The 26,783-nt window shown below is 57.0% G+C and carries 29 protein-coding genes; 16 read left to right on the top strand and 13 right to left on the bottom strand.

Features of this window, described 5'->3' with window-relative positions; translation table 11 throughout:
• Position 1: 1 nt before the first annotated feature.
• Complete coding sequence (locus ACP15F_RS08425) at positions 2–493, bottom strand: histidine phosphatase family protein (RefSeq protein WP_424940362.1); 492 nt, start codon at positions 491–493, stop codon at positions 2–4.
• Between the two features lie 151 nt (positions 494–644).
• Between ACP15F_RS08425 and ACP15F_RS08420 the strand changes: the two genes are divergently transcribed.
• Complete coding sequence (locus ACP15F_RS08420) at positions 645–1,535, top strand: hypothetical protein (RefSeq protein WP_424940361.1); 891 nt, start codon at positions 645–647, stop codon at positions 1,533–1,535.
• Between the two features lie 56 nt (positions 1,536–1,591).
• Here the strand turns inward: ACP15F_RS08420 and ettA are convergent, their stop codons facing one another.
• Positions 1,592–3,247, bottom strand: a complete 1,656-nt coding sequence (ettA, locus tag ACP15F_RS08415) for an energy-dependent translational throttle protein EttA (protein ID WP_424940360.1) — start codon at positions 3,245–3,247, stop codon at positions 1,592–1,594.
• A 139-nt stretch (positions 3,248–3,386) separates the two neighbouring features.
• On the opposite strand from ettA, the gene ACP15F_RS08410 reads away from it, so the two are divergent.
• Together ACP15F_RS08410 and dacB are read left to right on the top strand one after the other, a co-directional pair.
• Positions 3,387–3,983: a nicotinate-nucleotide adenylyltransferase gene (locus ACP15F_RS08410; RefSeq protein ID WP_424940359.1), complete on the top strand. Its 597-nt coding sequence runs from the start codon at positions 3,387–3,389 to the stop codon at positions 3,981–3,983.
• Positions 3,984–4,057: 74 nt separating this feature from the next.
• The gene (gene dacB, locus ACP15F_RS08405; protein WP_424940358.1) at positions 4,058–5,542 is read left to right on the top strand and encodes a D-alanyl-D-alanine carboxypeptidase/D-alanyl-D-alanine endopeptidase; all 1,485 of its coding nucleotides are present in this window, start codon (positions 4,058–4,060) and stop codon (positions 5,540–5,542) included.
• 47 nt (positions 5,543–5,589) lie between these two features.
• Here dacB and ACP15F_RS08400 read toward each other — a convergent pair whose 3' ends face one another.
• Together ACP15F_RS08400 and ACP15F_RS08395 are read right to left on the bottom strand one after the other, a co-directional pair.
• Complete coding sequence (locus ACP15F_RS08400) at positions 5,590–6,288, bottom strand: glutathione binding-like protein (protein WP_424940357.1); 699 nt, start codon at positions 6,286–6,288, stop codon at positions 5,590–5,592.
• A 233-nt stretch (positions 6,289–6,521) separates the two neighbouring features.
• Positions 6,522–6,893, bottom strand: a complete 372-nt coding sequence (locus ACP15F_RS08395; RefSeq protein WP_424940962.1) for a tellurite resistance TerB family protein — start codon at positions 6,891–6,893, stop codon at positions 6,522–6,524.
• Between the two features lie 152 nt (positions 6,894–7,045).
• Between ACP15F_RS08395 and ACP15F_RS08390 the strand changes: the two genes are divergently transcribed.
• The 5 genes from ACP15F_RS08390 to ACP15F_RS08370 all read left to right on the top strand — a co-directional run bounded on the left by ACP15F_RS08390 (position 7,046) and on the right by ACP15F_RS08370 (position 14,994).
• Positions 7,046–8,692, top strand: a complete 1,647-nt coding sequence (locus ACP15F_RS08390) for a lysine--tRNA ligase (protein WP_424940356.1) — start codon at positions 7,046–7,048, stop codon at positions 8,690–8,692.
• Between the two features lie 199 nt (positions 8,693–8,891).
• The gene (locus ACP15F_RS08385; RefSeq protein WP_424940355.1) at positions 8,892–11,183 is read left to right on the top strand and encodes a glycosyl hydrolase family 28-related protein; all 2,292 of its coding nucleotides are present in this window, start codon (positions 8,892–8,894) and stop codon (positions 11,181–11,183) included.
• A gap of 151 nt (positions 11,184–11,334) precedes the next feature.
• On the top strand, positions 11,335–12,288 hold the full coding sequence (ppk2, locus tag ACP15F_RS08380) for a polyphosphate kinase 2 (RefSeq protein ID WP_424940354.1): 954 nt from the start codon (positions 11,335–11,337) through the stop codon (positions 12,286–12,288).
• A 141-nt stretch (positions 12,289–12,429) separates the two neighbouring features.
• Positions 12,430–13,581: a lytic murein transglycosylase gene (locus ACP15F_RS08375; protein WP_424940353.1), complete on the top strand. Its 1,152-nt coding sequence runs from the start codon at positions 12,430–12,432 to the stop codon at positions 13,579–13,581.
• 51 nt (positions 13,582–13,632) lie between these two features.
• Positions 13,633–14,994, top strand: a complete 1,362-nt coding sequence (locus ACP15F_RS08370; RefSeq protein ID WP_424940352.1) for an MATE family efflux transporter — start codon at positions 13,633–13,635, stop codon at positions 14,992–14,994.
• A 33-nt stretch (positions 14,995–15,027) separates the two neighbouring features.
• Here ACP15F_RS08370 and ACP15F_RS08365 read toward each other — a convergent pair whose 3' ends face one another.
• Both ACP15F_RS08365 and ACP15F_RS08360 read right to left on the bottom strand, forming a co-directional pair.
• Positions 15,028–15,429 (bottom strand): hypothetical protein, encoded by a 402-nt coding sequence (locus ACP15F_RS08365; RefSeq protein ID WP_424940351.1) that lies wholly within the window; start codon positions 15,427–15,429, stop codon positions 15,028–15,030.
• 32 nt (positions 15,430–15,461) lie between these two features.
• Complete coding sequence (locus tag ACP15F_RS08360; RefSeq protein ID WP_424940350.1) at positions 15,462–16,664, bottom strand: pyridoxal phosphate-dependent aminotransferase; 1,203 nt, start codon at positions 16,662–16,664, stop codon at positions 15,462–15,464.
• 106 nt (positions 16,665–16,770) lie between these two features.
• Between ACP15F_RS08360 and ACP15F_RS08355 the strand changes: the two genes are divergently transcribed.
• From ACP15F_RS08355 to ACP15F_RS08345, 3 genes are all read left to right on the top strand, one after another.
• Complete coding sequence (locus ACP15F_RS08355) at positions 16,771–17,166, top strand: helix-turn-helix domain-containing protein (protein ID WP_424940349.1); 396 nt, start codon at positions 16,771–16,773, stop codon at positions 17,164–17,166.
• A 3-nt stretch (positions 17,167–17,169) separates the two neighbouring features.
• Positions 17,170–17,478 carry a succinate dehydrogenase assembly factor 2 gene (locus tag ACP15F_RS08350; RefSeq protein WP_424940348.1) on the top strand — a complete coding sequence of 103 codons (309 nt, stop codon included), beginning with the start codon at positions 17,170–17,172 and terminating at the stop codon, positions 17,476–17,478.
• Between the two features lie 116 nt (positions 17,479–17,594).
• Positions 17,595–18,092 (top strand): MarR family winged helix-turn-helix transcriptional regulator, encoded by a 498-nt coding sequence (locus ACP15F_RS08345; protein ID WP_424940347.1) that lies wholly within the window; start codon positions 17,595–17,597, stop codon positions 18,090–18,092.
• On the opposite strand, the gene ACP15F_RS08340 is transcribed toward ACP15F_RS08345, so the two are convergent.
• Entirely contained in the window at positions 18,086–18,808 is a 723-nt protein-coding gene (locus tag ACP15F_RS08340) for a DUF1194 domain-containing protein (RefSeq protein WP_424940346.1), read from the bottom strand. The genes ACP15F_RS08345 and ACP15F_RS08340 overlap by 7 nt on opposite strands.
• A gap of 32 nt (positions 18,809–18,840) precedes the next feature.
• Complete coding sequence (locus ACP15F_RS08335) at positions 18,841–19,269, bottom strand: VOC family protein (RefSeq protein WP_424940345.1); 429 nt, start codon at positions 19,267–19,269, stop codon at positions 18,841–18,843.
• Positions 19,270–19,422: 153 nt separating this feature from the next.
• Here ACP15F_RS08335 and thyX point away from each other — a divergent pair, with 153 nt between their 5' ends.
• Both thyX and ACP15F_RS08325 read left to right on the top strand, forming a co-directional pair.
• Positions 19,423–20,334: an FAD-dependent thymidylate synthase gene (thyX, locus tag ACP15F_RS08330; protein ID WP_424940344.1), complete on the top strand. Its 912-nt coding sequence runs from the start codon at positions 19,423–19,425 to the stop codon at positions 20,332–20,334.
• Between the two features lie 94 nt (positions 20,335–20,428).
• A complete protein-coding gene (locus ACP15F_RS08325) occupies positions 20,429–21,079 on the top strand; it encodes a hypothetical protein (RefSeq protein ID WP_424940343.1) in 651 nt (216 codons plus the stop codon).
• A gap of 226 nt (positions 21,080–21,305) precedes the next feature.
• On the opposite strand, the gene ACP15F_RS08320 is transcribed toward ACP15F_RS08325, so the two are convergent.
• A complete protein-coding gene (locus tag ACP15F_RS08320; RefSeq protein ID WP_142853336.1) occupies positions 21,306–21,524 on the bottom strand; it encodes a cold-shock protein in 219 nt (72 codons plus the stop codon).
• A 264-nt stretch (positions 21,525–21,788) separates the two neighbouring features.
• On the opposite strand from ACP15F_RS08320, the gene ACP15F_RS08315 reads away from it, so the two are divergent.
• The 3 genes from ACP15F_RS08315 (at position 21,789) to ACP15F_RS08305 (ending at position 24,063) form a co-directional block, all read left to right on the top strand.
• Positions 21,789–22,124, top strand: coding sequence for an arsenate reductase family protein (locus tag ACP15F_RS08315; RefSeq protein WP_424940342.1), 336 nt, complete (start codon positions 21,789–21,791; stop codon positions 22,122–22,124).
• 35 nt (positions 22,125–22,159) lie between these two features.
• Positions 22,160–22,516 carry a hypothetical protein gene (locus ACP15F_RS08310; RefSeq protein WP_424940341.1) on the top strand — a complete coding sequence of 119 codons (357 nt, stop codon included), beginning with the start codon at positions 22,160–22,162 and terminating at the stop codon, positions 22,514–22,516.
• A gap of 200 nt (positions 22,517–22,716) precedes the next feature.
• Positions 22,717–24,063: a uracil-xanthine permease family protein gene (locus ACP15F_RS08305; RefSeq protein WP_424940340.1), complete on the top strand. Its 1,347-nt coding sequence runs from the start codon at positions 22,717–22,719 to the stop codon at positions 24,061–24,063.
• 62 nt (positions 24,064–24,125) lie between these two features.
• Here ACP15F_RS08305 and ACP15F_RS08300 read toward each other — a convergent pair whose 3' ends face one another.
• The 4 genes from ACP15F_RS08300 to ACP15F_RS08285 all read right to left on the bottom strand — a co-directional run bounded on the left by ACP15F_RS08300 (position 24,126) and on the right by ACP15F_RS08285 (position 26,749).
• Positions 24,126–24,674 carry a DoxX family protein gene (locus ACP15F_RS08300; protein WP_424940339.1) on the bottom strand — a complete coding sequence of 183 codons (549 nt, stop codon included), beginning with the start codon at positions 24,672–24,674 and terminating at the stop codon, positions 24,126–24,128.
• Between the two features lie 21 nt (positions 24,675–24,695).
• The gene (locus tag ACP15F_RS08295; RefSeq protein ID WP_424940338.1) at positions 24,696–25,484 is read right to left on the bottom strand and encodes a putative DNA-binding domain-containing protein; all 789 of its coding nucleotides are present in this window, start codon (positions 25,482–25,484) and stop codon (positions 24,696–24,698) included.
• A complete protein-coding gene (locus ACP15F_RS08290; protein WP_424940337.1) occupies positions 25,481–26,359 on the bottom strand; it encodes a DUF692 domain-containing protein in 879 nt (292 codons plus the stop codon). The genes ACP15F_RS08295 and ACP15F_RS08290 overlap by 4 nt, the downstream gene beginning before the upstream one ends.
• A 96-nt stretch (positions 26,360–26,455) precedes the next feature.
• Positions 26,456–26,749: a DUF2282 domain-containing protein gene (locus ACP15F_RS08285; protein WP_246936518.1), complete on the bottom strand. Its 294-nt coding sequence runs from the start codon at positions 26,747–26,749 to the stop codon at positions 26,456–26,458.
• Positions 26,750–26,783 lie beyond the last annotated feature (34 nt).

The raw sequence follows: 26,783 nt of genomic DNA, 5'->3' as shown, positions 1-26,783 counted from the left end.
GCTAAACTGCCGGGCCGTGTTGGCGCCGGTCGATCTGCAACATGCCGAAACGATTGGCCGTCACGGTGAACAGGTCGCCATAGTTCAGCGGCGGCTCTCCGCCTGCACCCAAGGTATCCCAGATCTCGCGCAGATTGCCTTTGTTGCCGATCCAGACGACGGTTTTTCCAGAGGCGTCGTTGATGAGGCGTGTCGCCATTCCATTTGCAGGAAGCCGGTTGATCTGCAGACCACGATCCGAGGCCAGAGGCTGCGCCGTGTCCAGATTGCGCTGCACGCTGGGGGAATAGATCGCGTCGACATGGACCCCATCCAGCGCACCGACCAAAGCCTGCGCCCGCGCGCGCCCAATCGCATTCAGATTTTCCCCGGTGCGATCCCCATGCCGCACGATGATCAACGTTGTGTTCGGCTCAAGCCCGAGCACACCCGGTCGCGCACAAGCCGTCAAAACCCCAGCGCCCGTCAGCGCCAGAAAACCCCTTCGTTTCATAATGTTTCCCCTCTTCTTAATGGGGGGAGCTTATCGCGGAGTGGGGGATGTGCCTAGGTTTTGGGGCGGCGGATATTTGAACTCAACTTATTGAATGTATTGGTGAAGGGCACTACAACGCTGAGTGGAGATGGTTGCAGGGGAATGAATTATGGCCAAACGAACAACTACTGAAAGCAGAAAAATCGAAGAGAAGAAGAAGCCGATTTGCGGTATTGTGATGCCGATCTCAGATATCGATGGTTGTTCCCCCCACCACTGGGCAGAAGTGCTTGGTATTGTGAAAGAAGCGGCGGACGCTGCGGGATTTGATGCCGAGCTGGTTAGTGAATCTGATGATGTGGGCGTTATTCAGCAGCGCATTGTACAGAATCTTTATGATGCGGATATCGTTGTGTGTGATGTCAGTGCAAAAAACGCGAATGTAATGTTTGAGCTGGGACTAAGGCTTGCCTTTGACAAGCCTGCAATTGTTCTCAAGGACGACAAGACTGCCTACAGTTTTGATACTTCACCCATCGAACACCTCGAGTATCGCCGAGACCTTAGATACAACGATGTTCTAGCGTTTAAAGAGAAGCTATCACAGAAGATGATAGCTACTTTTGAAAAGTCATCCGATCCTGAGTACACTACCTTTCTAAAGCATTTTGGGAAGTTCAAAGTTGCTGGTTTGGATACCAAAGAGGTTACGGAAAAGGAATTCTGGGTAAGTGAGTTCAACAGTCTCCGCAGTCAATTACGACGGCTTGAAGGCCAAGTATTGAAACCGAACCTTTCTACAAGAAACGCGTTGGCAAGTAGCGGTTTCAGTTCTGTTGACCCCTCATTGTATGAAGTCGTTTTAAGGCTGGCTCGCGGACTTAATACCGGTGCGATAAGCCGGAAAAAATTAGAGAAGGATCGTGCAGAAGTATTTGATTATTTAACCGAGCTAGATCCAGAGTTTGTGTCTAAGTATGACGATTCGGCGCACTACAGAAAAGTCGTTAGCGATGCGATCACATATGTTCTTCGACATCATCAAGATGAAAAGGGCTAGCTGTTTGATTTCGCTACCTCGCACCGAAAAAAACGGCCCCCGAAGGGGCCGCTCTCTTATCTCGTAAACTTCTTATGCTTCAGACGCTTGGGCTCCAGCGCGTCCGGTCCCAGCCTGCGCTTCTTGTCCTCTTCGTAGTCCTCGAAGTTGCCTTCGAACCATTCCACATGGGCGTCGCCTTCGAAGGCCAGGATGTGGGTACAGATACGGTCGAGGAAAAAGCGGTCGTGCGAGATGACGACGGCGCAGCCGGCAAAATCAACCAGCGCGTCTTCAAGCGCGCGCAGGGTCTCTACGTCCAAGTCGTTGGTCGGTTCGTCGAGGAGGAGCACGTTGCCGCCCTCTTTCAACAGACGTGCCATGTGGACGCGGTTGCGTTCACCGCCCGACAGCAGGTTCAGTTTTTTCTGCTGATCGCCGCCTTTGAAGTTGAAGCTGGAACAATAGGCGCGGGAGTTCACTTGCGCGTCGCCCAGTTCGATGATCTCGGCCCCGCCGGAAATCGCTTCCCAAACGGTGTCATTGTCGTTCAGGTCATCGCGCGACTGGTCCACATAGGACAGTTTCACGGTGTCGCCCAGTTCAACGGTGCCCTCGTCGGGCTGTTCCTGACCGGTCAGCATTTTGAACAGCGTCGATTTGCCCGCGCCGTTGGGGCCGATCACGCCGACAATGCCGCCGGGGGGCAGCGAGAAGTCGAGGTTTTCAATGAGCAGCTTGTCACCCATGGCTTTCTTCAGGCCCTCGACCTCGATCACCTTGCCACCCAGACGGGGGCCGTTGGGGATAACGATCTGGGCGCGACCTACTTTGTCACGCTCGGACTGGTTCGCCATCTCGTTATAGGCGGCGATACGGGCTTTGGATTTCGCCTGACGGGCTTTCTGGCCCTGCTGCATCCATTCCAATTCGCGTTCGAGCGTTTTCTGTTTGGACTTATCTTCGCGGGCTTCTTGGGCCAGTCGCTTGGCTTTCTGCTCCAGCCACGCCGAGTAGTTGCCTTCGTAGGGAATGCCCGACCCACGGTCGAGTTCAAGGATCCAGCCGGTGATGTCATCCAGGAAGTAACGGTCGTGGGTGACGATCAGGATGGTGCCTTTATAGTCGATCAGGTGCTGTTGCAGCCACGCGATGGTCTCGGCGTCCAAGTGGTTGGTCGGTTCGTCAAGCAGCAGCATGTCGGGCGCTTCCAACAGCAGCTTGCACAGCGCCACGCGGCGTTTCTCACCACCCGACAGGGTTGTGACGTCGGCATCATCGGGGGGGCAGCGCAGGGCCTCCATCGAGACATCGATCTGCGCGTCCAGATCCCAGAGGTTCTGTGCGTCGATCTCATCCTGCAGCTTGGCCATTTCCTCGGCGGTTTCGTCCGAGTAGTTCATGGCAAGCTCATTGTAGCGCTCAAGGATCGCTTTCTTCTCGGCCACGCCCTGCATGACGTTGCCGCGCACGTCCAAGGATGCGTCCAGCTCGGGCTCCTGCGGCAGATAGCCGACCTTGGCGCCTTCGGCGGCCCAAGCTTCGCCCTGAAACTCTTTGTCGATGCCGGCCATAATGCGCATCAGCGTCGATTTACCGGTGCCGTTTACGCCAACGACGCCGATCTTCACGCCGGGCAGAAAGCTGAGGCGGATGTTTTCAAAGCATTTCTTGCCACCCGGATAGGTCTTGGAAACGCCGTCCATGTGGTAGACATATTGATAAGCGGCCATGTGAATGCTCCGTTGAGTGGGCAGCAGCCCGTTGTTCCGTTCACGCAGGTGATTTGCGCGCATTCCATGCAAATAGCGATTTCACTGGACGAGGGCAATTGCCGCACGCTAGGGAAGTTGCGGTTTTAGCAGGTGGGCGATGCGTCACGATTTTCCATATGCGCGGTCGGGGCAGGTGATTGGCCTTTTGGGCGGGTCGTTTGATCCGGCCCATGAAGGGCATGTGCACATCACACGCGAGGCCTTGAAGCGGTTTGGGTTGGATCAGGTGTGGTGGCTGGTCACGCCGGGAAATCCGTTGAAGGAACATGGACCGGCCCCTCTGGCGCAACGTGTGGACCATGCGCGTGATGTGATGCAGCACCCGCGTGTGAAGGTCACTGAGATCGAGGCGCATACAGGCACGCGGTACACAGCCGAAACGCTTGAGGCGTTGATCGCGCTTTATCCCGGCGTGCATTTCGTCTGGCTGATGGGAGCTGACAATTTGGCCGATTTCCACCGGTGGGAGCGTTGGGACTGGATCATGTCGAACGTGCCGGTCGGCATCTTGGCCCGTCCGGGGGATCGGGGTGCTGCACGCATGTCCAAGGCCGCGCGCCGCTTCCGGTCGGCTCAGATCACGGGGCGGCAGGCGGCGAAATTGCGGGTGTCACAAGCGCCTGCATGGTCTTTGCTGAATGTGCCAATGCTGGATGTCTCGTCTTCTCAGATCCGAGCGCGTGGAGACTGGTAGTCTTATCAGAAAGAACGTGCCGAGTGGCCGGTTTCTAGCTTGATTGCCTAGAGGTCAGAGGGTTAACTCGGCCCATGACGATCCTATTCTCACGACGCGCATTTTTGGCGGGTTTGGGGGCAAGTGCAGCATCGCCTGCGATTGCCAACGCGCCCGCTACCTCGCTGTTTCCCAACCCAAAACCGGGCGACTATGCGAAGAAAAGCTTACCGTCGGTCGAGGCGCTGGCGGCCGAAGCCGGACTTGGGGGTAAGATCGGTTTCATGGTGGCAGATGCCCTCAGTGGGGAGGTGTTGGAAGTTCACAATCCGGTCCTTCCCCTACCTCCGGCCAGCGTCGCCAAGGCGATTACAGGGGCGTATGCACTGTCAGTTTTTGGCGGCACACATCGCTTTCAAACACGATTGATGGCGACAGGGCCTGTGCAGAACGGTGTCATTCAGGGCGATTTGATCCTTGTGGGCGGGGCGGATCCGACACTGGATACGGATGCTCTGTCACAAATGGCGAAGGACCTGCGTGCAAAAGGCGTGACAGGGATCACCGGAAAATTTCATGTGAACGGATCCTATCTGCCATATCAGCGGGTTATTGACCCCGGTCAGCCAGATCATCTGGGGTACAACCCCTCGATTTCCGGGCTGAACTTAAACTTCAACCGCGTGCATTTCGAATGGAAACGCGAGGGGCAGGGCTGGAATGTGGCGATGGATGCCCGATCCGAAACGCTGCGCCCTGCGGTAAAGGTTGCGCGGATGCAGGTCGTGGACCGCAAATCACCTATTTTCACCTATAAGGATGCTGCTGGCGTCGACAGCTGGACCGTTGCGCAGGGGGCATTAGGTAAGGGCGGGTCACGTTGGTTGCCGGTCCGTCGGCCTGACATTTATGCTGGCGAGGTTTTTCAGGTGCTGGCGCGTGGGCAGGGGGTAAAGCTGCCGCGTCCATTGACGCAAGATGGCGCGGCCAATGGCGACGTTCTGGTCACACATTCCTCAATGCCAGTCGCTGAAATCGTGAAGGGAATGCTGAAGTATTCGACCAATCTGACGGCCGAAGTTGTGGGCATGGCAGCCAGTGTTGAAGCGGGGGGGGCACCGGCGGATCTAGCGGGCTCAGCGGCCATGATGTCGAATTGGGCGAAAGACGCGGTGGGAACGCGTCGATTAAGTTTTGCTGATCACAGCGGTCTAAGTGATCAGTCCATCGTAACTGCGCGCGACATGGTTAAGGCGCTGATTTCATTGTCTCCTGACGGCGAGCTTGCGCCGCTCTTGAAGAACATCCAACCAAACTCTGACCTGCTGCTGGACGGTGGAAGCCACTCGATCCGTGCCAAGACCGGCACGTTGAACTTCGTGTCCGCGCTGGCGGGGTATGTCACCACCCCAAACGGGCGCGAGTTGGCCTTTGCGATCTTCACGGCAGATATGGAGCGCAGGGGCGCAATTCAGAAAGCGTTTCGTGAACGACCGCAAGGCGCGCGGGGATGGAGCCGCCGCTCACGGGGATTGCAGCACGATCTGATTGCACGCTGGTCGGTATTGTTCGAGGCATAAAAAAGGGGCCGTTTGGCCCCTTTGGTGTTCGTAGTTAGTTGTCTTTGTCAGGGCTTCGGAGGCATATCCACAGCGATTTTCGAGGCCGGACGATCCGCGCAGGTGGTATGCCAGCGCAGCACATTCGGGAAGGTTTCAAGCTCGAGGATTTCGCCCGCATTATAGCCGGTAAACAATGCGCGGACCCATGGCCAGATGGCGATGTCCGCGATTGAGTATTCGTCACCGGCCACGACCTCGCGACCGTCAAGACGCTTGTCCAGAACGCCCAATAGGCGCTTGGCCTCGTCGCGGTAGCGTTCCAGCGGACGCTTATCTTCGATCTCTTTCCCGCCGAAGGCATAGAAGAAACCGAACTGTCCCAGCATGGGGCCAAAACCGCCCATTTGCCACATCAGCCATTGAAGAACCTCGGCACGTTTGGCCGGGTCTACAGGCAGGAACTTCCCAGATTTTTCAGCAAGGTAGATCAAGATGGCGCCGGTTTCCCACAAGGGCAGCGGCTTGCCGCCGGGGCCATTGGGATCAATGATCGCGGGGATCTTGTTATTCGGGTTCAGCGACAGAAATTCGGGCGTGAACTGATCGCCATCCATGATCGAGACGCGATGTGCCTCGTAAGGCAAGCCGGTTTCTTCCAGCATGGCAGACGCTTTCACACCGTTCGGCGTGGGCAGAGAATAAAGCTGGATGACGTCGGGCCGGGTGGCGGGCCAGCGTTCGGTGATCTTAAAATCTTGCAACATGGATTTTCCTAAAGTTGAAACCTTTCAAAGAGGAAAAAGCCAGAACTTGAAGCTCTTCAAAGGTGTTGCGACGCGTGATTGAGGTCGAATATGGGACGAAGCCGACACGGCTTCAAGACGCCTATCGATCACGCCCGCGTGGTGTCATTTGGGACACGGCAGTTGGTCGTCCTGTCCAAAGCAAAAGGGGCCACGTGGGCCCCTTCGAGGTGTCGTAGGGTCTGGCCGTTGATCTACAGCGACATATGACGGGCACGCGCCCCGCGTTCGATGGCCGCAGCGTGCAGACGATCGATGCTCAACTCGTACCGGATTTCTTCGAGGATCCGCAGCTCGGGGCCTTGCAGGACGCCATCGGCAGCCGCCACGTCGCAGGCGAGTGCATAAGCGGTTTCCCACAGGTTTTCCGGTAGATTGTCGCGCACAAGACCAAAGAGGGCATCCAACCCATCTTCGACGGCGAACAGGTCAAACACGGTTTGCGAGACTGTTTTGAAACGGTCGGGGTCATATGTGGCGAAGACGGGCAGGTGATTAACGATCCGCTCAATCGTCAAAAGTTCGGCTGATGTGATTTCTTCATCTGATGCCGAAACAGCCATCATCACGGCAATCAGGCTGTCCTGAGGGGTCAGGGAATGGGGGATATCTTGCACTTGGAATTGCTCCTCTGTTGCGGTGCAGAATATTGACCCCGAACTCCCTTCGCAATAGGGAGATGCTCACGCGCAATAAGCGCGAGATGAAAGGAATGCACATGTCCGAAATGCGTGACGCCGCAATGAGCTCGAAAGCCTGGCCCTTTGAAGAAGCGCGCCGGGTGCTTAAACGTTACCAGAAGGGCGCACCTGAGAAGGGATATGTGCTGTTTGAAACGGGCTATGGGCCGTCGGGTCTGCCGCATATCGGTACCTTTGGCGAAGTCGCGCGGACCACGATGATCCAGCGCGCGTTCGAGGTGATTTCGGACATTCCGACCAAGCTGATTTGTTTCTCAGATGATTTGGACGGAATGCGCAAAGTGCCGGGCAATGTTCCGAATTCCGAAACCCTGCATGAGCATTTGCAAAAACCGCTGACCAGCGTGCCGGATCCGTTTGGCACGCATGAGAGCTTTGGTCATCACAACAACGCCATGCTGCGTCGTTTCCTTGATACGTTCGGGTTCAAATACGACTTCTATTCCGCGCAGGAATTCTATGCCTCGGGCCAGTTTGACGAGGTGCTGAAGCGCGCCGTCGAGAAATACGACGAAGTCATGGAGGTGATGCTGAAATCACTGCGTGAAGAGCGTCGCCAGACGTATTCGATCTTCTTGCCGATCCACCCCGAAACTGGCCGTGTTCTGTACGTGCCGATGAAAGAGGTGAATGCCGAAAACCACACCATCACCTTCGATGATGAGGACGGTAAAGAATGGACGCTGCCCGTCACGGGCGGCAATGTGAAGCTTCAGTGGAAGCCCGATTTCGGGGCGCGCTGGGCCGCGCTGGAAGTTGATTTCGAAATGTACGGCAAGGACCATTCCACCAACACGCCGATCTATGACAAGATCTGCCGAATTCTTGGCTGGCGCGCGCCCGAGCACTTTACATATGAGCTGTTTCTGGACGCCAATGGGCAGAAGATCTCGAAAACCTCGGGCAACGGGATTTCGATTGACGAATGGCTGACCTATGCCTCGACCGAAAGTCTGGCGTACTTCATGTACCTGAAGCCCAAGACGGCCAAGCGGATGCATTTCGATGTGATCCCGAAGGCAATGGATGAATATCACCAGCAGCTGAATGCCTATCACAAGCAGGATCTGAAGGCGCAGCTGAACAACCCGGTCTGGCACATTCACGGCGGCGACGTGCCGGTGTCGAACTTGGTGGTTCCGTTCTCGATGCTTCTGAATTTGGCGTCGGTGGCACATGCCCATGACAAGGCGCAGCTTTGGGGCTTCATCCAGCGCTATGCGCCGGACGCGTCGCCAGAAACGCACCCGGATCTGGATGCGGCGGCGGGCTATGCGGTGAAGTATTACGAGGACTTTGTGGAGCCAGAGAAGGTCTTCCGTCTGCCTACAGATCAAGAACGCGGCGCGTTGGAAGAACTCGCACGTGCGCTGCGCGATGGCGACGTGGCGTTGGACGCGATTGCGCGTAAGAACCAGATGATGGGCAACGAAGATCCGCTGCCCGCAGTTGATTTCGGATCGGACGAATTCTTGCAGTCAGTCGTCTTCGCGCTGGGCAAGCTGCACGGGTTTGAAAACCTGCGCGACTGGTTCAAGGCACTGTATGAAGTGCTGTTGGGTGCCAGCCAAGGTCCGCGTTTCGGTGGGTTTGCCGCCCTGTACGGGGCCGAAGAAACGGCGACCTTGATCGACAAGGCGCTGGCCGGAGATCTGGTGAAGTAACACCTTTAAGCCATTGAAATGATGTGCGGCGTCCGAGAGATCGGGCGCCGTTTTCTGTACTGAGCTTTGCGCAACGCACGCCGGTGTTAACGCCCATTAACCCCAGATAATTACCCCTTTCGACGTTTCTCGCCCCGTCCTGCGCGTCCTTCGCGTCTGCGCGGGGCATTGCGTGGATTTCGACCTGAAAGGGAACCTGATGAACAAGGCGATTACCGAAGGGGTGGTGTTCATGCCGCCTGAATTTACGGATGGGCTGGATGTCTGGTCAAGCGAGGACGGCACCCCCGGCAGCCTGACCTATGACGGGGCAGGCAATGCGGCGATTGTTCCGGCGGATCAGGATTTCGACAGCTGTCTTGAGCTGTTCAAGGACCAAAACACCCAGACGTTGCGCTTTATGGGGCAGACGCCGTTCGAGCAGGGCTGCTATTTGCGGGTGCGTGCGCGGGTCAAGGCGATTTCGGGGCCGCTTCCGTCGGTGCGTATTGCGGCGCGTCCCAGCCTGTCGGGTGGGGGGCATGCGGGCGGTTATGTCGAGACCGGGCCAGAGGTCGCGCTGACAGCCTATGGAGAAGTGGTCGAAGTGTCTGCGATCATCGGATCTGGCAGCCGGTCTAGTGTCGATATGGTCTGGGGCGAGGACGTGGCCTTTGCCCATGTGGGGCTGGATTTGACCGGGTCGAACGGGGCTGCGGTGCGCATTGACGACATCATCGTCGAGGACGTCACCGGCGCCTATCTGCGCGATATGATGGACTGGGTTGATGTCCGTGACTATGGCGCGGCTGGGGATGGCGTGACCGATGACCGTGCTGCGTTTCAGGCGGCGGATGCGGCTTCGGGCGGGCGTACGTTGTTGGTACCCGAAGGCATCTTTCGTATCGGTGGCAACTTGACCCTTCACTCTGATATCCGCTTTGAAGGCACTGTGACGATGGCGGACAATGTCTTTTTGTCCCTGACACGAAGCTTCGATCTGCCCACGTATATCGACGCCTTCGGAAGCGAGCTTCTGGGCTTTCGCAAGGCGTTTCAGGCGCTGCTGCACTATACCGACCACAAGGTTTTGGATATGTGCGGCCGACGCATTGATGTGACCGAGCCCATCGACATGCAAGAGGCCTATGCGACCTCGGATACGTTCCTGATCCGTCGCGCGATCCGGAACGGCCAATTCTATGTCATCGGTGGTGCACCCTGGGATGACGAGGTGACAAGCTCGGCTGCGCAGTACAGCCCCGCCAATCCGCTAAAACTAACGAATGTAACAGGGATCGCAGCCATTCAACCGGGCTCGATCGTGACCGGCAATGGCGTTGGGCGCGAGGTTTATGTGAAATCGGTCGATATCAGTGCACAAGAGCTTGAGCTGAGCCGCCCGCTTTGGGGTGCAGATCCCAACCAGACTTATACGTTCACCCGTCACAAATACGTGCTGGATTTCGGTGGGTTCGCAGAACTGCGGCGCATGAATCTGATCGAGGTCGAGTTCCAGTGCAATACACATGCCTCGGCGGTGATGCTGGCGCGCAACGGCGAGAATATGGTGTTCGAGGATTGCCACTTCATCAAGCCGAAGAACCACGGGATCAGCTCGATCGGGCGGGCCTGTCAGGGCCTCCACGTCGACCGCTGCCAATTCATCTCGGGTGAACAAAGCACCCCGGCAACGGATCGCGTTTCCGTGGCGGTCAACGTGAATGCCAATGATGCCAAGATCAGGGATTCTCAGTTCCAACGTCTGGGGACATCGATGGTGATGTATGGCTCGGGTCATATCATTCAGGGCAATCACTTGTATCAGGGGGATGAAGTCCCCGATGGCCCGCGCGTGGCAGGCATTGTCTTCACCCTTGAGAACAACAAGACGGTCCTTACCGGCAACTACATCGACAATTGTATGGTCGAATGGAACAACGAACATGATGCTGAGCCGGATTTCGGCACCGAGTATGCGTTCGGCGGGATGACGATCACCGACAACATCTTCACCGCCAATGATGTGGCCCCCTGGTTCACATGGATCATGATCAAGCCCTTTGGAACGGGGCACTATCTGTCGGGCTTCCACGTCAGCAACAACACGTTCCGGTCGCTGAATGGGCGTGTTGATCGTGTGGAAAGCGTCTCGACCACTCATGGGACGTTGAACGGGTGGAGCACGCGCGATGTGACCTTCCAGAACAATGCCTTCGTTGGGGTTGATCAGCGCACGATCTCGCCGGTGACATTGGAGTTCAATCAAAACACGGAAAGCAACACCTGGACTTTGGATGGCTCGGCCTATTTCCCCTTCGGTGGCAATGCGCGGTCGGTCACATCCGTGGTGATCGAAGGCAATCTACACGATGCTTCCAACAATCAGGTCTGGGACAATCCGCATGTGTTGGTGAACCAAGGCGGTAACGCACAATTGGCCCAGTTGAAGTGGTCTAAGCCCGTGCGTGGGACGGCACATGTGACCTTGCGGACGGACCATCCCGTCTGATGCAGACCAGAAAGGCCCATCAATTGGTGGGCCTTTTCCTGTGCATACCTACGCGAGATTTTTCGGAACATCTTCATTTTATTGATGCGGATCAAAGCGCGGTGCCGACGGGTTTGTTAGAGGCAAATCGGACAATTAAGGAGAGATGCGAATGACTGTGACCCAGCCCCGTAATAGTGCGCCGAAAACTGCAGCCAAAGCAGCCGCCAAACCCGCGGATGCACCCAAAGCTGAGCCTAAGCCGTTTCCGAAAGTGAGCGCCGACCAGATCCGCGAAACGTTTGAGAACGGTAAGTATCCCTATGATACCAAGCTGGGACGCAAGGAGTATGAGGCCGAGAAAGCACGCCTTCAGGCCGAGCTGTTGAAGGTCCAGCGTTGGGTTGGTGAGACGGGCCAGAAGTTCGTGCTTCTGTTCGAAGGCCGTGATGCGGCCGGTAAAGGTGGCACGATCAAACGCTTTATGGAGCATCTCAACCCCCGCGAAGCCCGCGTTGTGGCGCTGAACAAGCCCACCGACGAAGAGCGTGGCCAGTGGTTCTATCAACGCTACATCAGCCAGCTGCCCACCGAAGGCGAAATGGTCTTCTATGACCGTTCGTGGTACAACCGTGCTGGCGTAGAGCGTGTGATGGGCTTCTGTTCACCCAGCGACTATCTGGAGTTTATGCGCCAGACCCCTGAATATGAACGTATGCTGACCCGCTCGGGTATCCGTCTGTACAAGTACTGGTTCTCGGTCACGCGCGAAGAGCAAAAGCGCCGCTTTGACAGCCGCAAGGATGACCCGTTGAAGCGTTGGAAGCTAAGCCCGGTCGATCTGGCGTCGTTGTCGAAATGGGATGACTATACCGAGGCGAAAGAGGCCATGTTCTTCTATACGCACACTGCTGACGCTCCGTGGACCATCATTAAGTCGAACGACAAGAAACGTGCCCGTTTGGAATGCATGCGCCACTTCCTGTCGACGGTTGAATATCCTGACAAAGACCATGATCTGGTCGGTTCGCCTGATCCGCTGATCGTGGGTCATGCCAGCCAGGTGATCCACAATTCGAACCACATTCTGGGTGCAAGCCTGCATCCGGATCAGCGCCGCACCTAAGCTTGCGGATGACATGGAACACAAGGGGCGCTTCGGCGCCCCTTTTTCGTTCAATCTTTTGTTGAAGCGAGGTAGTCTGAGGAAAACATGGTCGGTGTGCAAAATGCGGCCCGTCCCGAGTAAAGCAGTACAGGTGATTTCATGACGTATTCCAGACGTTTTCTTCTCGCAGGAATTTCAGCACTTTCGCTTGCGGCGTGTCAGTCCGGCGGGGCACGTGCAGTGGCCAGCGCCTCTGGTCCGTCTTCAACCGCAATGCGCCCAGTTCCGAATGCCAGATTTGATGCGTGGATCGAGGGTGCAAAAGCACGTGCTCGCGCGCAGGGCATCAGTCAGGCTACGATCAACCGCGCCTTCCGGGGCGTGGGATACTTGCCCGATGTCGTGGAACAAGACCGCAACCAAACCGAGTTTGTACGCAGTTTCGAGAATTATCTGGCCATCGCGGCGTCGGATGCGCGGATCGAGAAAGGCCGCGCTATGCTGCGCAAACATGCGGGTCTGTTGCGCCAGCTGGAAGCAAAATACGGTGTCGAGAAAGAGGTGATCGTGGCTGTCTGGGGGCTGGAAAGCCGCTATGGCGCGCGGCGCGGAGATGTGCCGGTGATCTCGGCCTTGTCGACGCTGGCTTATGATGGGCGGCGCGGGCGGTTCTTCGAGGGGCAACTTATGGCAGCTCTGAAGATCCTGCAGCGCGAAGATATCTCGGCTGACCGAATGACCGGAAGCTGGGCTGGCGCGATGGGGCATACCCAGTTCATTCCGACCTCGTATCTGGCTTATGCGGTGGATTTCACGGGTGACGGCAAGCGCGATATCTGGTCAGACGACCCGACGGACGCGCTGGCGTCAACGGCGGCTTACCTCAGCCGGTCTGGCTGGAAACGTGGGCAGCGCTGGGGCGAAGAAATTACGGGCCGTGCACCGTCGGGTCGGGGGCGCGTGGTGAAACCAGCGGGCGATAATGGGCCGGTGTTCGAAGTCTATCACAACTATTCCGTTCTAGGCCGTTACAACAACGCTCAGAAATACATCATTGGCGTTGGACATCTATCGGACCGGCTGGTCGGACGCCCCGCCTTGCGTGCTTCGTTCGGGCCGGACGAGTATGGGCTGACATTGGAGGATCGCAAGGCGCTGCAACGCGGGCTGATGCGTGCGGGATTTGACGCTGGCGAGGCGGATGGCGTCTTGGGCAAAAAGACCTTCGCCGCTATCGAAGCCTACCAGCGTTCTCGTGGTCTTTCTGTAACCGGTAAGCCGTCGAAAGCTCTGCTGCAAATGCTGCGATAGCGCCATCAGTCTGTGCTTGCCCCTCCGCATCACCCGCAATAGGTGTGGGGAATGACACAGGTAATGACTCTTCCTCAGCACATGCGTGCGGTTCTGGTTCTGGGCACCCCCTTGGTGGCCTCGCAGCTGGCGCAATTTTCGGTGCAGATCACCGACACGATCATGCTGGGCTGGTATGGGGTCGAGGAGCTGGCCGCCGTCACCTTGGCAGGCACATTCTTCTTCATCTTCCTGATCATGGGCTCTGGGCCAGCCTTTGCGTTGATGCCCATGGTTGCCGAAGCCCACGAGGCCGGAGACGACGTCCGCGTGCGTCGCCTGACCCGTATGGCGCTTTGGATTTCGATCGGCTTTGCCTTGGCTGTGCTGCCTTTGATGTGGATGTCCGCGCCAATCCTTCAGGCCATGGGGCAGGACGAAGAGCTAAGCCTAATTGCACAAAGCTATCTTAGGATCGCGGGCTTTGGCTTAATCCCGGCGCTGGGTGTCAATTCCTTGCGCAGTTACCTATCGGCGCTGGAGCACGCGCGGATTGTGTTATGGGCGACAATCATTGCCGCCATTATGAACGGTGTCATCAACTACGCATTGATTTTCGGCAATTGGGGCGCACCTGAGCTTGGTGTGCGAGGGGCCGCAATTGCCTCTGTCACCATCCAGATCGCAGCAGGGTTCGTGCTGTGGCTGTACGCCGCCCGCCTGAACCCCGAGCAAGCGCTGTTTCAACGGCTGTGGAAACCGGATTGGGAGGCCTTGGTCGACCTGTTGAAGCTGGGTGTTCCGATCGGATTGACTACGTTGGCCGAGGTGGGGATGTTTTCGGCCTCGACTATCGTTGTGGGGCTGATCGGCACGGTGGAATTGGCCGCCCACGGGATCGCGCTTCAGATTACCGCGACCTTCTTTATGGTGCATCTTGGTCTGTCGATGACGGCAACGGTGCGCGCAGGTCGTGCACTGGGCCGCAGGGACGAAGTTGGGCTGCGCCGGGGGGCGTTGGCGGCGACACTGGCGTCCGTTCTGTTCGGCGGTCTGACGGTCATCTTGTTCTTTGTGTTCCCCGAGCCGCTGATCCAACTGTTCTTAGACCCGGCCGAGGTCTTGCGCGATGAGATCGTTGTCCTTGGCACCTCGCTGCTTGTGGTCGCAGCTCTTTTCCAGTTTGCAGATGGCGCTCAGGCCATCGCCATGGGCCTTCTGCGTGGGGTGCAGGATACGCGGGTACCAATGATCATCGCCAGCCTCAGCTATTGGGTGGTCGGGATGGGGTCGTCTTACGTGCTTGGCATCACGCTGGGCTTTGGCGCGGTCGGCGTTTGGTGGGGACTGCTTTTGGGGTTGCTCTGCGCAGGCGCCTTCATGTCGTGGCGCTTCTGGATGCAATCGTCACGCCTAGGGTCGACCTCCCGATAGATCAGGCGGTCAAACGTTTTCGCATGTGGGGAATTAGCCCTTGCCCAGACGATCAGCTTTCTTGCGCACAAGCATCGAACGCAGGTCGTGCATGGCAAGCAAAAGTGCATCCGTGACCTGTTCCAGATCCTCGTCCGAGGCGCGGGCCTGCGCCCAGTGTGTGGTCAGATTCAGGTGATCTACGGTGCGTAGGATATCATCGATATCGCGCTGTTTTAACTGGGTGCGGCGTTGCTCCATCCAATCCGAGATCGCGGTTTTGTCTTCGTCAGACAACTCGCGACCCCCTTGGGGTTTCACATCGCCGTTTTTGATGTTCACGACTGCGATCTGATCAAGTTCGATCCGGCGTTGCCGATTTTCTGTATCAACCTTGAACACAAACGCCCCGTTTTCACGGACGCGGAAATAGTAATCTGGCAACTCAGAGGTCATTACAGGCCTTTCGATTCGGAACGCTTTTCGTTCTATACCAAAGTGGCACAGAAATCCTGAATGCGTGTGCAGGCTTCCTTGAGCGCCTCGTCTGACGTGGCATAGCTGACACGGAAGTTTGGCGACAAGCCAAAGGCTGACCCAAAGACGACTGCCACACCTTTTTCTTCCAAAAGAGCTTTGGCAAAGGCCTCGTCCGTGTCGACCTTAACGCCACCGGCCGAGGTCTTGCCGATGCAGTCCTTGATCGACGGATAGACATAAAACGCCCCATCCGGCACCGGGCATTCGATGCCGTCGGCAGCGTTCAGCATCTCGACGACCAAATCGCGGCGACGTACGAACATCTTGTTGTTCTCGGTGATGAAATCCTGAGGGCCGTTCAGCGCTTCCACTGCGGCCCACTGGCTGACCGAACAGGGGTTCGAGGTCGACTGCGATTGGATCTTACGCATTGCAGCGATCAGTTCCACGGGACCAGCCGCGTAGCCGATCCGCCACCCAGTCATGGCATAGGCTTTCGACACACCGTTGCAGGTCAGCGTGCGGTCATAGAGGCCGGGCTCGACTTCGGCAGGCGTGCAGAACTCGAAATCGTCGTAAGCGAGGTGCTCATACATATCGTCGGTCATCACCCAGACATGCGGGTGGCGCATCAGAACGTCAGTCAGCGCCTTCAGTTCCGCGCGCGAATAACCCGCACCGGTCGGGTTCGACGGCGAGTTGAAGATCAGCCACTTGGTTTTCGGCGTGATCGCGGCCTCAAGCTGTTCGGGCGTCATGCGAAAGCCGGTCTCGATCGGGCATTCGACGACCACAGGTTCACCGCCGGCCAGAAGCACCATGTCTGGATAGCTGACCCAATAGGGCGCGGGGATGATCACTTCGTCGCCTGGGTTCAGCGTGGCCATCAGCGCGTTATACAGGATCTGTTTGCCGCCGGTGCCGACCGAGACTTGCGCAGGTGTATAATCCAGCCCGTTCTCGCGCTTGAACTTGTCGCAGATCGCTTGCTTTAGCTCGGGCATCCCGTCGGGCGCCGTGTATTTGGTCTTGCCTGCATCAATGGCGGCCTTTGCTGCGGCTTTGATGTGGTCAGGGGTGTCGAAATCAGGCTCGCCCGCGCCAAGACCGATCACATCACGCCCAGCGGCCTTCAATTCGGCAGCCAGAGTGGAAACAGCGATGGTTGGGGATGGTTTTACGCGGTCAAGTGTCGCGGACAGGAAAGACATGGCGGCCTCGGTTTGTATGTTCAATGCAATTCTTCTAGGGTGCGCAGCGTAGCTGATCAAGCATCATCAGGTGCCGCGTATCGACATTGTATGAGGAGAGACAGGCATGGAACAGACAGCAACAAACGGTGACTGGTATTCCGAGGATGCCGCGACCTTCGGGGATCGCCTTGCTGCCGCCCGCGAAGCTGAAAACATGTCGCAATCCGCATTGGCAAAACGGCTGGGAATTAAGCTAAAGACGCTTCGGGGCTGGGAAGAGGATCTTTCAGAACCGCGCGCCAATAAACTGCAGATGGTATCGGGTGTTTTGAACGTGTCCATGCGCTGGCTTCTGACCGGTGAAGGGGCAGGGGTTGAAGAACCGTCGCTTGAAGGTGGCGAAGCCCCAGAGGTACGTGATCTTCTGCTTGAAATTCGTGACATCAAGATGCAGATGAACCGCTCGGCAGATCAACTAGGCCGACTAGAAAAACGCCTGCGCAAGCGACTGGAAGGATAAGTAATGAGCGGTATTCCCTATGATCAGTTGAAGGAAACCCCAGGTGCGCACGCGGGCGAGACGCCCGAGCATCGCGTCAAGCGTCTTGCCATGCGGTCGATGCGGCGCGGCATCAAAGAGATGGACATCATCCTGTCGCGTTATGCTGATGATCATCTGGAAGACATGAGCTCGGACGAGCTGGATCTGTACGAGGCATTGCTGGGTGAAAACGATCAGGATCTGTATCAGTGGGTGTCGGGCCAACAGGATGCGCCTGAAGCCCTGTCTGAACTGATCTCGCGGATCGCCAGCCATATGCAATCGCGCTAAGTGCGCGGTCATTTTCTGAAAATTGTTCCGATCGTGTCGGTGGTTTCCCGACATATTTAACTGAATGTTTTTCTTTCAGTCTCAAGAGTCGTCACAGTAACGGTTCGGAGAGACGTATGAGCATGCATTCCCAGATCGGGCAAACGGTCAATCATGGCTTCGTTGTGCAGTATCTTGAAGCGCTGGCGTTGGTCGAGCGACTGCACAGGTTGCTCTTGGATGTCATCAAGGATGAATTTGAACGCGTCGGCGTGTTGGAAGTAAACGCCGTCCAGGCGCTTTTGCTGTTCAACATCGGCGATAACGAAGTGACGGCGGGCGAGTTGAAAAGCCGCGGCTATTATCAGGGCTCGAATGTGTCCTATAACCTGAAAAAGCTGGTCGAGATGGGCTATATGCACCATCAGAGATGCGAGATCGATCGCCGCTCGGTCCGGGTGCGCTTGACGGAAAAAGGGCGATCAATCCGGGATGTCGTGGCTGGGCTCTTCGAGCGTCACGCTGATGGGTTGCAGTCGCGGGATGTGCTGTCTGCGGACGGTATCACGGATATCAACACTGCGTTGAAGCGTGTTGAACGCTATTGGACAGACCAGATCCGCTATATCTACTGATCGGCATGGTGCAGGGCAGGTGTTGCTTCTGACACCATCACCCCCTGCGTTTCGCGCAGGATCTTTTTGATCATCGCGGCTTCGAATTCATCGAAACTATCAGCTTGCATGGTGAAGCTACCGAAGCCGTGCAGGACATAGGCCTCGAAATACGAGATCAAGTCCTTGCCCGGAACCGAGGCACCGACGACCAGCGCGTTTATAACGATGTTTCTCAATCGCGGGTCTTGATGGACGTCTTGTGGACGGGTCCCGGAATTCGATTGCCCATCACCGGACAGATCAAGACTGTGGGACCAGCAGTCCGGGCGTTGCGACAGCAACTCGGCCCCAAACAACATCGCGCGCCCCAACCCCGTAGACGGATCGGCGGGCACGCGTGTGGTTTGGCGCAGGCCATTGGCGATGTCGGAAATCACAGTTTCTGAGGTCAGCGCGGTCCAGTCTCGCAGCATTCGCTGATTTCCGGGACCGCTCCATTCAAAAATGCTGAGTTCTATGATCGTCTCGGATGAGGCCAGCAGCCTTTCCATCACCACAGGGCTTTGCAGCGCGGCTGCCAGACCATCCAGTTGCAGGCGATATTCGTGGCTGTCGACAGATCCTGAAATATCCAGCCCCAGCGCAAGCGCCTGCCTGCATTGGGGCTCTGATTGTGCTAGCTGCGGAAGCACACAGGCCAAACCAATTGCCGCCATACGCTTTAGGACGCGCATGGACCCAGGCCCGAATGTGGCCCGCGTTCCCATCACCAGTGTCCGGTGTTTTCCATGCTGGCCCAAGGTTCCTGCGGGGGCAGGGGATCGCCTGCCTGCAGCAGCTCGACTGACACATTGTCGGGCGAACGCACAAAGGCCATCCTTCCGTCGCGCGGAGGACGATTGATCACAACGCCGTTGTCCTGCAAATGCTGGCACATGGCGTAGATGTCTTCGACCTCATAGGCCAAGTGGCCGAAATGACGGCTGTCTGACGGCAACCCGTCATCACCATCCCAGTTATGGGTCAGCTCGACCGGGCAGTCCGGCTGGCCGGGTGGAGCCATAAAAATCAATGAAAACCGCCCCTCTTCAAAGTCGGAATGGCGTGTTTTCTCTAGCCCGAGCAGCTCGAAGAAGCGAATGCTGGCATCAAGGTCCTTTACCCGAACCATTGTGTGCAGATAGCGAATTTTCATTGGGATATCTCCGATGAATGACAGGTTTCACGGTCAGCCTATCAGGTGAATGCGGCGAGAACAGCCAAAACACACATTCCACGGCATATGGCTGTTTTTCCGAAAGCCGCAACTAGATATAGTGGCGGGGCAGCCAACCGAAAGAGATTCGCAATGTCACTTAGCCCCGAGCAAATTCAGGAAATTGAAGACCAACGCGCACAGACCGGCACCACCCGCCGCGCAATCAGCGAAGGGATGGAGAAGCACCTGTATACCGCGCATGAAGTTCTGGATCACGGGTTCGTCCGGGTGATCGACTATATGGGTGACGATGCTGCGATTTGTCAGGCCGCGCGTGTCAGTTATGGCAAGGGCACCAAGTCGGTGCAAAACGACGAAGGCCTGATCCGCTATCTGATGCGCCACTGGCACTCGACCCCGTTTGAGATGTGCGAGATCAAACTGCACGTCAAACTGCCGGTCTTCGTGGCCCGCCAGTGGATCCGTCACCGCACCGCGAATGTGAACGAGTACTCGGCCCGCTATTCGATCCTCGATCGCGAGTTCTACATCCCCGCACCCGAACACGTCGCCGCACAGTCCGTGGTGAACAACCAAGGCCGGGGCGCAGCCCTGCAAGGCGAAGAAGCCGCACGGGTTCTGGAGATCCTGAAGGCCGACAGCAACCGCGCCTATGATCACTATGAAGAAATGATTTCGGACGACGGCCAAGACGGTCTGGCCCGCGAACTGGCCCGCATGAACCTGCCCGCCAACATCTATACGCAATGGTATTGGAAAGTGGACCTGCACAACCTGTTCCACTTCCTGCGCCTGCGCGCCGACCACCACGCCCAATACGAAATCCGCGTCTATGCGGACGCAATCTGCAAAGTCGTCGCCGACTGGGTTCCGGCGGCATATGGCGCGTTCGAGGACTACCGCCTTGGCGGTGCCAACCTGTCCGGCCGCGCGATGGATTGTGTGCGTCGGATGCTGAAAGGCGAGGAGGTCACGCAGGAGAACTCGGGCATGTCGAAAGGGGAATGGCGCGAGTTTGAGGCGGAGTTGAAGGGGGGATGAATGGTCGGGGCTAAGCCCCGATCAATTGATCTGAGGGATCAATTGAAGTGAAGAACGGGCGCGCCGCGAGGCGCGGCCTATTAAAAGGACAGAAATGGATAGAGTTGAGAAAATACTGATCGATTGGCTCCCATTTTGGGATAGACTATTTGAGTTTATGGCCGCCCTTGCTTGGCCAATTGCTGTATATTTCGCAGCGAAGTTGTTCAAGAATGAACTTAAAACACTCCTTGTGCGCGTAAAGAAAGTTGGTCCCACGGGAGCGGAGTTTGACACCGTAAACCAAGATAACATCGAAGGTCCAAAACCCGGCTCTGCACTGGCCAAGGAGTCACTGGCTCCTCTGTCCGATCCGGTCGCTGAGGAGTTTGAAGGTGCGAACTGGGAAGCGCTCGAAAAAATTCCAACTGACCAAAGAGAAGCGGCTCTGGTGCGAGCCCTTACTTTCGCACAACTGGCGAATTCCTTTGAACGGGCCTATGCTGGAATATTTGGTTCGCAACTTAGAACATTGAACTTGCTAAATGGTCGGGATGTACCTCAGGCGGAGGCGGAAGATCTTTTAGCGGACTATCAGGAGCAAAGTGGTTTGCTTCAGGGTTGGAGCATTGATGAGTTTATGAAGTATCTCATTGTTTGGGAGTTCGTAGACCACCGTGCAGGCAACTATCAGATCACACAGAATGGCCGAAACTTCCTGCAATATCTTCTAACAAATAGGCGCTCGCAGGAAAAACCGAACTGATAGTTAGCCCGTGCCGCGCACGGGCAGCGCCCGACCCTCCCCACGGGAGGGCGCTTCGCACCATCCCAGGGTCAGGCGCCGCCCTCAGCAAACTTGGTGATAGACGGGCATCGCACCCGCCCGAAGTCGGGCGCCACCCTCAGCAGACGAGGCGGTCCCCCAAGGAAAAACCCCGCCGAGTTTTCACTCCGCGGGGTTTCGCAATTCTATACGGTAGAAGGCTAAATCAGCCCTGAACCTCAAGATCAATAGCCGACTGGCGACCGTCACGACCTTCTTGCAGCTCGTAAGCCACTTTGGTGTTGTCAGCTAGACCGGTCAGGCCCGAACGCTCTACGGCCGAGATGTGTACAAACACGTCTTTGCCGCCGTTATCGGGTGCGATGAAGCCATAGCCTTTGGTGGTGTTGAACCATTTTACGGTGCCGGTTTGTTTATCGGACATGTCCGCTTCTCCTTATTTGAACCCTGCAGTGTGCGGGCCTTCGTTCGCAATCAGGTATCGTCCGACTGCATGAAAGGAGGCGGTAGATAGTTCTGTCTTACCCCTCAGACATGGGACGAGAGGTCGTAAAATGCAAGAAAAACCTTGGTGATGCCTGTTTTGCAGCAAGTCTTTGCGACCTTCCGTTTTGCATGTTTTACGGCCATAAATGACGCTGGCTGCATCTTCATAAGGATGCATGACAGGAATATGACAGGGGGCGATATGCGCATCTGGGGACTGAAAAACTGTGACACTTGCCGCAAGGCCGTGAAGGCGCTTGAAGGGGCTGGGTTCAGGTTGGATTATGTGGATGTGCGCGCCGATGGGGTGGCTGCGGATGATCTTGCCCGGTTCTTCGAGGCTTTTGGCGAGGCGCTGGTGAACAAGCGATCAACCACATGGCGCGGGTTGTCGGAAGACGAACGGGAAGGGGATCCGGTCGCCCTTCTGGCGCAGCATCCTACGCTGATGAAACGCCCTGTGATCGAAGCAGGCGGGCTATTGACGTTGGGTTGGGATGCAAAAACTCAGGCGAAATGGTTGGAGAACCGCGCCTGATCGCTTATCTGGTGTGAAAGAACAGGAGAATTGTGATGCGTAATGCCGCGTTGGTTTTGGGTGTGATTGCAGGTGTTTTGGGCATGATCGTCGGATTTTTTGGATATGGATACACAGAAGTGATCGACCGGTTTGGCGAACTTCCGGACTTGGCCGAGCAGGTGGATAACCCCGGTCGCGTGCGGGTGTTTGCCTTGATCGCGCCGCTTCTGGCGCTGGCGGGTGGCGCGATGGCGCGTTCAGTCGCGCAGATCGGGGGAGCGTTGATGCTGGCCTCGGCCGCCGGGATGTATTTCGCTTTTGGTTATGGTGTCTTCACCATGTTCCCGATCGCGCTGGCGGCACTGGGCGGCATTCTGGCTCTGGCGGCGCTGCGTCCTGATCCGCACTAAACGACCCTGAAAACTCTGGATTTTGAACACCCGCAGAACCGCTCTGCGGGTGTTTTTCGTGCTGCCCTGCGGCGGTGCGTTTTTCTGCATCTGCGTGACTGAAATTTGCAATAATATAGGATTTTGGCCACGCTCGTCCCATCAACGATAACAAGAACAATCCAATTTGGGGAAATCCCCAAGGAGAACAGGGACATACCATGACAGACCTTGCAAGCGCAGAGAACCTGCGAAACCCCGATTACACGCCACCTTTAGGACAAGCCGTGCCGTTGGGCATTCAGCACGTCCTTGCAATGTTCGCGTCCAATGTGACGCCGGCCATCATTGTTGCAGGTGCAGCAGGGTTCGGGTTCGGATCCAACTCGCCTGATTTTCCGGTGATGTTGTACATGATCCAAATGTCGATGTTGTTTGCGGGCATCGCGACTTTGTTTCAGACCATCGGCATGGGCCCCGTGGGCGCGCGGCTTCCGATTGTCCAAGGGACCAGTTTTGCTTTCCTGCCGGTGATGATCCCAGCGGTGGCCGGGCAAGGCGTGGCCGGGATGGCCGGGCTGATGACTGGTGTCGTCATTGGCGGCGTGTTCCATTTTCTGCTGGGTACCGTGATTGGTCGCATTCGTTTCGCTCTCCCACCTTTGGTCACGGGCCTGATCGTCCTGATGATCGGCCTTTCGCTGGTCAAGGTCGGCATTCAATACGCCGCCGGGGGCGTGCCGCTTATGGGTAAACCCGAGTTTGGCAGCCTAAACATGTGGATTCCGGCTCTGGTCGTGATCGTTGTGACGCTGGCCATCAAGTTTTTCACGCGCGGCTTCATGGCTGTGGCAGCTGTGCTGATCGGGCTGGTCGTCGGGTATGTGGTTGCGCTGATGATGGGGCAGGTCAACTTCGGCAACGTGGGTCGTGCATCATGGTTCGCGCTTCCGACGCCCTTTAAGTGGGGCATGGACTTCAATGGTGCGATTATCATTGGCATGTGCTTCATGGCCGTGATCTCGGCGATCGAGACGGTGGGGGATACGTCCGGCATCACCAAAGGCGGCGCAGGACGCGAGGCCACGGATGATGAGATCTCGGGCGCGACCTACGCTGACGGCTTGGGTACCGCGATTGCCGGAATTTTCGGTGGGCTGCCCAATACTTCGTTTAGCCAGAATGTCGGACTGATCAGCATGACTGGCATGATGAGCCGCCATGTGGTGACGATCGGCGCATTGTTCCTGATCCTATGTGGTCTGGTGCCGAAGATCGGGTCGATCGTGTCGACAGTGCCGATCAATGTGCTGGGCGGCGGTGTGATCGTGATGTTCGGCATGGTGGCAGCGGCTGGATTGAACATGTTGTCCGAGGTCACGTGGAACCGTCGCAACATGGTGATCTTCGCTGTGTCCCTGTCGATGGGGCTAGGACTTCAGATGGTGCCAGAAGCCCTTCAGCATATGGGGCGGACCTGGCAGATCCTTCTGACCTCGGGCTTGTTGCCTGCAGCCTTCTTGTCGATCGTGCTGAACTTGGTACTTCCGGAAGAATTGGGCGAATAAGAAAAACGACGAAAGAGCACCCCTCGGGGTGCTCTTTACAACACAAGCAAACAAAACACTGGTTACTTCAGCTTAAGAAGCCGATCTACAGACAGTGATCCTGCGCCCTTTAAGACAGGGATCAGCAAGACGACGACCCAAAACAGGCGCTGATCCAGAATGACGCTGTCGGGAATTCTGTCGAACCACGCACCAAGCGTTTCCGCATGTTCGATACCGCCGTGACCAAAAAGGTCGGTCAGGCTTTGCACGATGACAAAGCCGATCATGCCCAGCGAGGCCAAGCGGGTGAACAGCCCGATTACGATTAGAAGCGGTAGGATAAACTCGGCCACGGTTCCGGCAAAGACGACAGCCCAATGAAAGAAGCTTAGGTCCCCGACGTTATAACTGGCGGCCTCCATCGCTTTTGGGAAGATCTGGGCATAGGCGCCCAGCGAGGGCTTGAAGATGCCCAACAGACCCGGACCCACCTTGGTCAGGGCCGAGGCCCAGAAATAGCCCAGCAGCGTGGCGGCAAAAGTAAAGCGCGCCAGCAGGGGCAGGGCTTCAGGGGCTGCGCGATCAGCCAGTCCGGCCAGCCGGTTGTGAATGTGCACCAAGGCTTGCATGGTGATGTCCTTCCTTCTTCTTTATTCGTCCCGGTCTATGCCGGTTATGGCCTGTGCCGCGATCAGGATCGTCAGCGTGGCGGTCAGATCGAAATCTGGTGTCTCGGATGTGGCAAGCCCAAGGGCGGTACCAAAGCTGCGACCTTTTAGAAGCGAGCTGACAAAGGCTGCTGCTCCTTCTGGCAGCAGGTGGGTGACAGGCTCAAACCCCACGCGCGAGATCAGAATGTCTTCCGCTCCGGCTGACGGTTTGGGGCCATCATGCATGTTGAAATCCCAAATGGCTTTCGCGGGCCACTTAGCGCGCAACACCTCGCAGGCGGGGGCCAGCGTCAGGCGGGCCTCCATTAACTCGTGTTGGCTGAGGGCGGTCAAAGCTGCCGGGTCAATTGGGTCGGCGTCGCCTGCGTGATAGGCGCGGCGCAAGGCCAGTTCCAACCGCGCCACGTCGGGCAGGTATTTCAGGTGCAACGTGCCGGGGAAACTCTCCAGAAAGCCCGGAAGCGCAGCGCCGTAATGCATCATCAACTGCGAGGCGGGCGGGTGGATACGCAGATAGACCTTGGCCATCTCGCGAAAGAACTCGTCCCCCAACAGCTTGGTCAATACCGGAAAGCCGGTCAGCATCGCCTCGGACAGGCTGTGCACCACGTTGTTGCGATAGACCGAAAAGCGTTTGGACGCCTGTTGACCATCGGGGTTCACCAAGCCCTCGGGCACATCGGCCTGCGCGTTCAGGATTGCGGCGCGAAACTCTGCTTGGGAAACGGTGGCGCGTGTGGGCGTTTGGGTCAGCGTGTCTTGGGTCATGCGGGCACCTTTTGGGTCTGGCCTTCGGTGACGGCGGTCATCTGCGCCGTGGCACGGACAGCTTCGCTTTCCAGCACATCCCAGTCGGGCACGTCATTGTCCCATTCGATCAGAGCAGGGCGGGCTCCGGTGCGGGCGATTACATGGTCAAACAGCGCCCAGACGGGTTCGTCCACGGGTTTGCCGTGGCTGTCGATCAACAGCTTGCGGCCCAGTTCGTCCGCGTCTTCGTCGTGACCGGCAAGGTGAATTTCCTCGACCAACTCCAGCGGGTAGGCGTCCAGATAATCCAGCGCTTCAAATTCAAGATTGGTGGCCGAGATGAACACGTTGTTCACGTCCAGCAGCAGACCGCATCCGGTACGGTGGGCGATTTCCCGGATGAAGTCAGGCTCGGACCAGGTGCTTTCAGCGAAGGCCAGATAGGACGATGGGTTTTCAAGCAGCATTTTGCGGCCCAAAAGCTCTTGCACCTCGTTGATATGCGCGGTGACGCGATTCAGCGTGTCGTTCGTATAGGGCAGGGGCAAAAGGTCGTTCAGGAATGCACTGTCATGGGCCGACCACGCCAGATGTTCCGAGAAACTGGCCGGGTTCAGCCAATCCACCAGCTTTTTCAGCCGCGCCAGGTGTTCCGGGTCCAAGCGGGTTTCGCCGCCGATGGACGCACCAACGCCGTGCACGGAGATTGGGAAGTTTTCAGCCAGATGGCGCAGTTGTGCGATCTGACGACCGCCGTCGCCCATATAGTTCTCGGCGTGAATTTCCAGCCATGTGACCGCGCCGGGGTTGTTCAGAAGATCTTGGAAATGCTGCGCTTTGTACCCAACGCCAGCGCCGTTGGGAAGCGTCGTGGTATTGCGTTGATTCAGCATGTCAAAGCCCTTCGTGTTCTTGTCTGTGTGGGTCGCTCTGGCCAAGTAATCTTGGCCAGAGCGTTCTTCTTGGGACTAGTCAGCGATCCGAAGGGATCAGCCGGGCAGGTTCATCTCGGTAGCTTCCAGCGAACCCATGTGCTTTTTGCCGTCTGCATCGGTGATTTCCATGGTTTCGCAGGTGCCGGCCGGAACCAGTTTCCATGCGTTGCCCTGATAGTCGACAGTCGACGAACCGGCGCAGGTGGTGCCGGGACCAGCTGCACAGTCATTCTGGCCTGCCAGCGAAACGCCGAAGCACTTTTCGTTGTCTTCAGCAAAAGCCGGAGCAGCATTGGCAGCAACAGCAGCGGTGACAGCGCCCAGGATGGCTACAGTTTTTTTCGACATCGTATTTCCTTTCGGGTTTGTAATTCGATCCGCT

It is taken from the genome of Aliiroseovarius sp. S253, from assembly GCF_049800855.1.
Classification (GTDB): Bacteria; Pseudomonadota; Alphaproteobacteria; order Rhodobacterales; family Rhodobacteraceae; genus Aliiroseovarius.
The sequence above is the reverse complement of the archived record's forward strand: the minus strand, read 5'-3'. Positions and strand labels throughout refer to the sequence as shown.